This window comes from Moorena sp. SIO4A1 (genome assembly GCF_010672065.1).
In the GTDB taxonomy this organism is placed as follows: domain Bacteria; phylum Cyanobacteriota; class Cyanobacteriia; order Cyanobacteriales; family Coleofasciculaceae; genus Moorena.
In genome coordinates this window covers 1-1,079 of record NZ_JAAHHX010001019.1, presented here as the reverse complement: position 1 = coordinate 1,079, position 1,079 = coordinate 1, and the positions used below count along the sequence as shown (strand labels likewise).

Sequence of the window (1,079 nt, the reverse complement as noted above, 5' to 3'; positions counted from 1 at the left end):
TTAAAAAAGGGTTTTGCTAACCAATAAAGATGCACCCTTAAATTCTGTACATATGTCTAGCCACTGACACTTTTGTTCTTGGTCTTTTGCTTCATCCCGGCTGGCCAAGGATAACGAAGGTGGGTTTTGACTATTGAGTTTACCCTGAAAATTTCGACCTGTTGGTGTATGATGGCTAACTTTACCATAATTTAGTATTTGGGTATCCGTGAGACTCTGACCTAAGTTCAGGAGCATTGGCAAGGTCAGACTAACACTTATTGACACTCCCCGGTCATTAGACGCGGGGATTCTTGCTTCAACGAGCCAACTTGCTCAACCAGACCGGAGTCAGGAAGAGTAGAGGTCGATTCTCTGCAAGCGTTCGGATCTAAGATCCAAGTTCCTGTGTGCCCCACAGTACCCAAGGCTCTCCCCAGTATATTGATGGCCGCATTGTGGTCTCTATCCAACTGACAACCGCACTTGCAAAGGTGAGTCCTAGTCGATAGGGACTTCTTTACTACCTCGCCACATTCAGAACAATTCTGGCTAGTATAGGCAGGGTTGACTGCAATAGTCACTCTGCCAAATTTAGTCCCAAAATGCTCTAACCATTTCCTAAACTGATACCAACCTACATCATTAATAGACTTAGCAAGAGAGTGATTTTTAACTAAGTTCTTGATCCTCAAATCTTCGTAGGCGACCAAGTCGTTAGACTGGATTACGCAACGTGCTAGTCTCTTAGCATGTTCTTCACGTTGCCTACTTATTTTAAGGTGCATCCTGCCTAGTTTATTAATTGCTTTCTTTCGGTTGGCAGAGCCTTTATTTTTTCGGGAAACCCGCCGCTGATAAAATTTTAGCCGCTTTTCTCCAGTTCGGTAAAAACGGGGGTTAGGTTCAGTATTACCGTCGGAATCGGTGTAGAAATCCTTTAGCCCTACATCTAGCCCGACGTTTTTACTGGTGGGCTTTAAGGTCTCATTGTTGTCAGCTTGTACGCATAATTGGACATAGTATCCATCAGCCCGTCGAACTATCCTAACCCTCTTGATTTGCTTCTTATCAAATCTCCACAAGTCCCATTTACCCTT

At 44.0% G+C, this 1,079-nt stretch carries 2 protein-coding genes; both read right to left on the bottom strand.

Annotated elements, in window-relative coordinates:
* Entirely contained in the window at positions 1 to 267 is a 267-nt protein-coding gene (locus tag F6K53_RS44925; RefSeq protein WP_293087581.1) for a hypothetical protein, read from the bottom strand.
* Positions 258 to 1,079 (bottom strand): transposase (locus F6K53_RS44920; protein WP_293087578.1); only part of this gene is annotated, 822 nt, incomplete at its 5' end. The genes F6K53_RS44925 and F6K53_RS44920, both read right to left, overlap by 10 nt.